Genomic DNA, 7,540 nt, shown 5'->3' with positions numbered 1-7,540 from the left:
TTATTAAGACTGACAGAGGACTAGATTCCCGCCTGCGCGGGAATGACGGTTTCGATAGGCGCGCTACAAGGAATTGAAACGCGTTCCGAAAGATTACGATCGTTAACTTTCGCGGCCTCTGCCGCCCACTTTTTGCCGCTAGCGGGCGGTTGCCAGATTCGTAATCGAACGGGACTGAAGTTGCCTGCCCGGGCGTGCCGTTGACTATGAGTGGGGGAGCGCCTGGCGGCGCTCGGAAAGGATTCGCTCCTTAGCCCACGGATCGTGCGATGAGCATCAGCGGCGTATCGAACTCGACCAGCCAGACACTGGCCGCGTACTTTGCCCAAAACTCGAACAGCGCGTCGGGCGGACATCGGGCCCACGGCGGCGGTGGACATCATCATCACCAGGCGGCCGCCGCCAACGATGGCGACGGTGGCGCGCAACAGGCGAGCGCCGCCTCCTCGTCGTCGGGTAGTTCGTCAACCGATTCGCTGTCCCAGTTGCTGCAATCGCTGATCGATCAATTGAGCAGCGGCAACACGCAAAACCAGCAACAGCAGAACTGCGGCTCACAAAGCAACACAAGCGGCGCGTCGAATGGCGCGTCGCCTGCGGCGAATGTCGGTAATCTGTTGAACGTCACGGCCTGATCGGCCGTCGAAGCGGGAGCAGAGCGATCGTTACGACGATTCGCCCCAAGCGCCGGCACAGACGCTGATACAGCCGTTCATGCCGCCACCCATTCCGCCCATGCCTCCCATGCCGCTGTCGGTAAAGCCGTTGCTGCCGAACGCGCCGCCGTTCCAGCCGTTGTTCATGCCGTTACCCCAAGTGCTGCTGTTCCAGCCTTGGGTGAAGAAGCTTTGATTGGCGACGGTCATGGCCTGGGCCACGTCGGCCAGTTCCGAGACGACTGAATCGCGGACACTCTTCAGGCCGACAATCACACCGATCACTAGGGTGGTGGCGACCAACATGATTTCCGCCGAGACCACGGCGCCGATTTCTTCGTTCCAAAGTCGTCGCATGACTCGCATGGCTGTGTTTCCCCGCTCTAGCGTGCCTTGAAGGGCCGCGGGCGCGCTCCGCATCGCGGGCGGCGCCGGGCCTGGTTCGCTTCCAGAAAAACCTAGGTCACGGTTCCCGGGATGTCGCACGAACCGGTGGAGAAAACGCCGGGAATTAATGGGCCGTTGCCGATCATCAACCGGCCGGAGAAGAGATGTTGCCTTTGGGCAACATTGAAGAGTTCTGGGCGAAATCTCGGGTGGCCCAGCCGCTTGCCGGCTGGGTCGCACCAGCGACAAGAAGAGCCCTGTGCTGCCTATACGTCGGGAAGCCCCGACGCTTTTCTTGTTGCTGCGCAACCGCGGCCGGCGAGCGGCCGGGCCATCCGAAGTTCGATCTCTCGGCGAAGTTACTGACGGCGGGCCTGGATCACCCGGGGCAGGTTCCGCGAGTCGCGTACCGTGGGATGGGCCGCCAGCCGGCCGTCGGCCTCGATCAGCCCCAGCACGTCGGCCTCGATCTGCGGGCTGATCTCCATCAACAGCCACCCACCCGGTCGCAACCGCTCGGCCGCTTGCGGCACCAGCCGCTCGATCACATCGAGCCCGCGCTCGCCGGCGGCGAGAGCCAGGTGGGGCTCAAAGTCGCGCACGTCGCGGGGCAGTTCGGCCATCTCGCTGGTGCGAATGTAGGGCGGGTTGCTGAGCACGAAATCGAACTGCCGCCCGGCTGGCACTTGGGCAAACAAATCGCTCTCGACAAACTCGATCCGCTCGCCCACGCCGTGCGCGGCCGCGTTCTCTTGCGCGATGGTCAAGGCCGCGGGGCTGATGTCGATGGCCGTCACGCGGGCCGTCGGCAGATACTTGGCGGCGCAGACCGCCAGAATGCCGCTTCCCGTCCCCACGTCGGCAATTGCCGGCGGCGCGCCGTTCGACGTGTGCTGCTTGGCCAGGTCCAACAGTTGCACGACGATGAACTCGGTCTCGGGGCGCGGCACCAGCACGTCGGACGAAACCCGAAACGACAGCGAATAAAACTCGCGTTTGCCGACCAGGTAGGCGACCGGCTGACCGGCGGCGCGCTGCTTGACCATCTCGCGATAGGCGGTTCGCGACGCTTCGGGCGGCTCTTCGTCAAACCGCGTGTAGAGGGCGATCCGCTGGCAAGCGAGCGCGTGGGCCAAGAGGACTTCGGCGTCGAGCCGCGGACTGTCCGCGCCCTGCTTGCCGAAATACTCGCTGGTCCAGCGCAGCAGCCGGCCGATGGTCCACGATTCGTCGGGCATTTTACTCCACCGCGCCGAATTGCGACCGCAGTTGATCGCGGTCGTAGTCGATCAAGGCCTGGGTCACCGGCGTCAGATTGCCGCCGAGCACCTGGTCCAGCTTGTACAGCGACAGATTGATGCGGTGGTCGGTGATCCGATTCTCGGGATAGTTGTACGTGCGAATCCGTTCGCTCCGGTCTCCCGAGCCGACCAGCGTCTTGCGCGCTTCCGACCGCTTGGACTCTTCCTGCTGGCGGAAGTGCTCGTACAGCCGCGTCTTCAACACCCGCAGCGCCTTGGCCAGATTCTTGTGCTGGCTCTTTTCGTCCTGACACTGGACCACGATGCCCGTGGCCAGGTGCGTCAGCCGGACGGCCGATTCGGTCTTGTTCACGTGTTGGCCCCCCGGACCGCTGGCACAGAACAAGTCCTTGCGATAGTCGTCCGGCTTGAGATCGATTTCGACGTCTTCCGGCTCGGGCATGACCGCCACCGTGGCCATCGACGTTTGCAGGCGGCCTTTGGCTTCGGTCTCGGGCACGCGCTGCACGCGGTGGCCGCCGCTTTCGTATTGCAGCACCCGGTAGCTTCCCTCGCCCGAGATGCCCAGCACCAGTTGCTTGAAGCCGCCGAGTTCCGTGGCGTTCATGTCCAGGATTTCGACCTTCCAGCCGTTCGCTTCGATGTACTTCTTGTACATGTCGTACAGGTCGCGCGCCCACAGGCCGGCCTCCTCGCCGCCGGTGCCGGCGCGGATTTCGAACACGCACCGCGTCCGGTTGGCGTCATCGCCGCCGGCGGTCATTTCGAGTAGCTCGTTCCACAGGGCTTCGCGCTCGTCGCGCAGCCCGGGCAACTCGGCCTCGGCGAGCTCGCGCAAGTCCTTGTCGCCGCCGGCCACCATCTCGTTGGCCTCGGCAATCTGCTGGACCAGGTCTTTGAACCGCTTGTACTTGCTGGCCACCTTGTTCAGCGAGCCGCGCTCGCGCGACAGGGCCGCCAGCTTGTTCGAGTCGCTCAACACCGCCGGATCGATCAACAGCCGGTCGATTTCCTCGTAGCGGTCGAGTTTTTTGTCGAGTTCTTCGCGAATGTTCATGGCACACGAATCCTAACAGACGGTCCGCAAGTTGAGCAGTCATAATCGCTTGCCGCCGACCGCACAAGGTCCGGCAATGCGCCGCGCGGCTAGGGAAGGCGCTCGATCATTTCATCGGGTGGCACGTCCCAAGCGCAGCGCAGGGCGTGGTGAACCGCTAATGAAGCATCGAGGCCTGGTGCATGCTTCCCCACGCCCGAAGGACGGGCGTGCCACCCAGACCTGAGCACATCGTGTGAGTGTCGCTAAGCTTCGGCGCCGACGACTTCGGCCTCGGCGATTCGCTCGAAGAGGAACTCGTCGTCGCGGAAATCGACCCGCACCGTGCTGCCCGACGGGAAATGCCCGCGGAGAATCTCGGTGGCCAGCGGGTTCTGCAGCCGTTGCTGAACCACGCGCTTCAGCGGTCGCGCACCATAGGTGGGGTCGTACCCCTCGGTGGCCAAGGCATCGAGCGCGCGAGTTGTCACGTCAAGTTGCAGTTCCTGCGCCTCGAGTTGACGCGCCAGGTGATGGACCTGGAGCTGCGCGATCTTGCGGGTCTGCTCGCGGTTCAGCGGGTGGAACACAATTGTCTCGTCGATCCGGTTCAGGAACTCGGGCAGGAATCGCATCGAAAGCTGCGCCTTGACGGCTTGCCGCACGTCGTCGTCGGTGCCGCCGCCGCGAGTGATTTCCTGGATCTCTTGGCTGCCGACGTTCGACGTCATGACAATGATCGTGTTGGTAAAGTCCACGGTGTGACCGTGGTTATCGCTTAGGCGGCCATCGTCGAGGACTTGCAGCAGAATGTTGAAAACGTCCCGGTGGGCCTTCTCGATTTCATCGAGCAACACCACCGAGTAGGGGCGGCGGCGCACCGCTTCGGTCAGCGCGCCACCTTCCTCGTAACCGACGTAGCCCGGCGGCGCGCCGATCAGCCGGCTCACCGTGTGCCGTTCCATGAACTCGCTCATGTCCAAGCGGACCATGGCGTTCTCGCTGTCGAACAGCACCTCGGCCAGCGCCTTGCACAGCTCGGTTTTGCCGACGCCCGTCGGGCCCAGGAAGATGAACGAGCCGATTGGCCGGTTCGGGTCTTGCAAGCCCGAGCGGCTGCGACGGACGGCGTTGCTGACGGCGGCGACCGCTTCGTCCTGGCCCACCACGCGCTGGTGCAGACGTTCTTCCATGACCAGCAGCTTGGCCTTCTCGCCTTCCATCATGCGGCTGACCGGAATGCCGGTCCACGCGCTGACGACTTCGGCGATCTCTTCGGGACCGACTTCCTGACGCAGCAGGCGACGGCCGCTTTTGACGGTTTCCTTCGCCCCGTCGCGATCCTTCGTTTCTTCGCGGTCGGCAGATTCGGCTTCCATCCGCTGGAGCAATTCCTTGCGCTTGACGTCCAGTTGATAGAGCCGCTGATAGTCCTGCTCGGGAATCGGGGCCCCGGCGGACTGGCGTTCCTTGATCTGGGTGTTCAGTTGTTTGAATTCGAGTTCGACCTTGTCGAGTTCGGCGCGCACGTTCTCGGTGGCTCCCAGGCCGCGCTTCTCGGCTTCCCACTGTTCGCGCAGGCTGGCGAGCTTGACTTTGAGCTGTTGCATCTCCTCGTTGATTTCAGCGAGGCGATCCTGGGCGTGTTCTTCGGTTTCTTCGGCCAACTGGCGCGACGCCAACTCCAACTGCACCAGCCGGCGCTGCACTTCGTCGATCTCGGTCGGCACACTTTGCAGCTCCATCGCCAATCGGCTGGCCGCTTCGTCGACCAGATCGATGGCCTTGTCGGGCAGGAATCGGTCGGCGATATAGCGATGCGACAGCTTGGCCGCCGCCACCAGGGCCGAATCCTTGATCTTCACCCCCTTGTGATGGGCTTCATAGCGCCCTTTCAGGCCGCGCAGAATGGCGATCGTGTCCTCGACCGACGGCTCGCCGACGTGGACCGGTTGAAAGCGGCGTTCGAGCGCCGCGTCTTTTTCGATGTACTTGCGATACTCGTCGAGTGTCGTCGCGCCGATGCACCGCAACTCACCGCGCGCCAGCGCCGGCTTCAACAGGTTGGCCGCGTCGTTGCCACCCTCGGCCGCACCGGCCCCCACGACCGTGTGCAGCTCGTCGATGAACAGGATCACGTTCTGCGAATCGGACGTTTCCTTGAGCACCGCCTTGAGGCGTTCCTCGAACTCGCCGCGAAACTTGGTGCCGGCCACGAGCGCGCCCATGTCGAGCGCGATCACCCGGCGGTTCTTCAGCACCTCAGGAACATCCGACGCCACGATCCGCTGGGCTAGTCCTTCGACGATGGCCGTCTTGCCCACGCCGGGCTCGCCGATCAGGACGGGATTGTTCTTGGTGCGGCGCGACAGCACCTGGATCACGCGGCGGATTTCCTGGTCGCGGCCGATCACGGGGTCGAGCTTGCCTTGTTTGGCGCGCTCGACCAGGTCGATGCCGTACTTCTCCAAGGCCTGGAACTTGGCCTCGGGGTTCTGATCTTGCACGCGCTGGTTGCCGCGGACCTTTTGCAAGGCCGACAGCAACTGCGCGTCGGTGATTGAATTGGACTTGAGAATCGTCTTGGCCTTGGTGTCGACCTTGGCCAAGGCCAGCAACAGATGCTCGACCGAGACGAACTCGTCGCGCATGGTCGTCGCTTCGCGATCGGCCGCTTCGAGCACTTGCATCAACGAACTGGCCGCTCCCGGCTGCGTGCCCGCGCCGCTCATCCGCGGCAACTGCTTCAACTCGGCTTCGACGGTTTGGTCGAGTTGCCGACGATTGACGCCCATCTTCTCGAAGGCGGCGGCGGCGATGCCGGCCTCGGGTTCGGCCAGAATGCCGGCCAGCAAGTGTACGGCGTCGATCTGCGGATTGCCGCGATCAACAGCCAGCTCTTGCGCGCGCTGGACGGCTTCTTGAGCCTTGAGGGTCAGTTTGTCAGGTCGGAAGGGCATGGGGGTGGAAGTTGCTGGTTGCTAGTTGCTAGGAAATGCAGGACAGAGAAACACGGAACGCGGATCACGAAGTAAAAACTGCTGTGGCCGTTGCGGTGCCAGTAAGGCTTTTTCTTCCTTCACTAGCAACCAGCAACTAGCCACTTTTACTTCTTCACTTCAAATTCCGCGTCGATCGCGTCGTCGTCGCCGCTCTTTTGCTCGCCGCCGTTTTGGGCGGCGCCGTCGGTGGCCGACGCTCCGGCAGCACCGGCGCCGGCAGCCTTGCTTTCGTACAACGCCTTGCTAAAGGCGTGCGACGCCTGCTCCAACTCGTTGGCCGCCGTGCGAATGGCGTTGATGTCGTCGGTCGCCGTGGCGTCGCGGCACTTCTTGATGGCCGCGTCGAGCGGGCCACGATCCTTTTCGGAGATCTTGTCGGGATTCTCCTTCATCAGCTTTTCCAGCGCAAAGACCAGCGATTCGGCCTGGTTGCGGACCTCGGCCAGCTCGCGGAGCTTTTTGTCTTCGGCCGCGTGTGTTTCGGCGTCCTTCCGCATCCGTTCGATCTCGGCTTCGTTCAGACCGGAGGATTGCTCGATCTTGACGGTCTGTTCCTTGCCGGTCCCCAGATCCTTGGCCGACACGTTCAGAATGCCGTTGGCGTCGATGTCGAACTTGACTTCGACCTGCGGCACGCCGCGCGGCGCGGGGGGAATGCCTTCCAGGTTGAACTGACCGAGCAACCGGTTGTCGCGGGCCATTTCACGTTCGCCCTGATAGACGCTGATCGTGACCGCCGTCTGGTTGTCGTCGGCGGTGCTGAATACGTTCTTGCGCTCGGCCGGAATCGTGGTGTTGCGCTCGACCAGCTTGGTCATGATGCCACCCTTGGTCTCGATGCCCAAGCTCAGCGGTGTCACGTCCAACAGCAGCACGTCTTGCACTTCGCCCGCCAACACACCGCCTTGAATGGCGGCGCCGACGGCCACGACTTCGTCCGGGTTCACTCCCTTGTGCGGCTCCTTGCCGAAAATCTTCTTGACCAGCTCCTGGACCTTGGGAATGCGGGTCGAGCCGCCGACCAGCACCACTTCGTCGATGTCCTTCGGTTCCAGCTTGGCGTCCTGCATCGCCTGCAGCACTGGTCCGCGGCAGCGCTCGATCAAATGATCGACCAACTGCTCGAACTTGCTGCGGGTGATGTTCAGTTGCAGGTGCTTGGGCCCGTTGGCGTCGGCCGTGATGAACGGCAGATTG

At 63.2% G+C, this 7,540-nt stretch carries 6 protein-coding genes; 1 reads left to right on the top strand and 5 read right to left on the bottom strand.

The genetic code is table 11. The annotated features are described in order from the left end of the window. Positions 1–269: 269 nt before the first annotated feature. Positions 270–635 carry a hypothetical protein gene (locus JSS27_21485; protein ID MBS0211523.1) on the top strand — a complete coding sequence of 122 codons (366 nt, stop codon included), beginning with the start codon at positions 270–272 and terminating at the stop codon, positions 633–635. 30 nt (positions 636–665) lie between these two features. Here JSS27_21485 and JSS27_21480 read toward each other — a convergent pair whose 3' ends face one another. The 5 genes from JSS27_21480 to JSS27_21460 all read right to left on the bottom strand — a co-directional run. Continuing rightward, positions 666–1,022 (bottom strand): hypothetical protein, encoded by a 357-nt coding sequence (locus JSS27_21480; protein ID MBS0211522.1) that lies wholly within the window; start codon positions 1,020–1,022, stop codon positions 666–668. A gap of 380 nt (positions 1,023–1,402) precedes the next feature. Continuing rightward, positions 1,403–2,281, bottom strand: a complete 879-nt coding sequence (gene prmC / locus JSS27_21475) for a peptide chain release factor N(5)-glutamine methyltransferase (GenBank protein MBS0211521.1) — start codon at positions 2,279–2,281, stop codon at positions 1,403–1,405. 1 nt (position 2,282) lies between these two features. Continuing rightward, on the bottom strand, positions 2,283–3,362 hold the full coding sequence (prfA, locus tag JSS27_21470; GenBank protein ID MBS0211520.1) for a peptide chain release factor 1: 1,080 nt from the start codon (positions 3,360–3,362) through the stop codon (positions 2,283–2,285). A gap of 245 nt (positions 3,363–3,607) precedes the next feature. Continuing rightward, a complete protein-coding gene (gene clpB / locus JSS27_21465; protein MBS0211519.1) occupies positions 3,608–6,301 on the bottom strand; it encodes an ATP-dependent chaperone ClpB in 2,694 nt (897 codons plus the stop codon). A 146-nt stretch (positions 6,302–6,447) separates the two neighbouring features. Continuing rightward, positions 6,448–7,540: Hsp70 family protein (locus JSS27_21460; protein MBS0211518.1), on the bottom strand; the 1,093-nt coding region annotated here is incomplete at its 5' end.

This window comes from Planctomycetota bacterium (assembly GCA_018242585.1).
Lineage (GTDB): Bacteria > Planctomycetota > Planctomycetia > Pirellulales > PNKZ01 > JAFEBQ01.
The sequence above is the reverse complement of the archived record's forward strand: the minus strand, read 5'-3'. Positions and strand labels throughout refer to the sequence as shown.

Coding starts and splice junctions, on each gene's coding strand:
- clpB (MBS0211519.1), bottom strand. CDS start 6,301: ATGCCCTTCCGACCTGACAAACTGACCCTCAAGGCTCAAGAAGCCGTC.
- prmC (MBS0211521.1), bottom strand. CDS start 2,281: ATGCCCGACGAATCGTGGACCATCGGCCGGCTGCTGCGCTGGACCAGC.
- JSS27_21480 (MBS0211522.1), bottom strand. CDS start 1,022: ATGCGAGTCATGCGACGACTTTGGAACGAAGAAATCGGCGCCGTGGTC.
- prfA (MBS0211520.1), bottom strand. CDS start 3,362: ATGAACATTCGCGAAGAACTCGACAAAAAACTCGACCGCTACGAGGAA.
- JSS27_21485 (MBS0211523.1), top strand. CDS start 270: ATGAGCATCAGCGGCGTATCGAACTCGACCAGCCAGACACTGGCCGCG.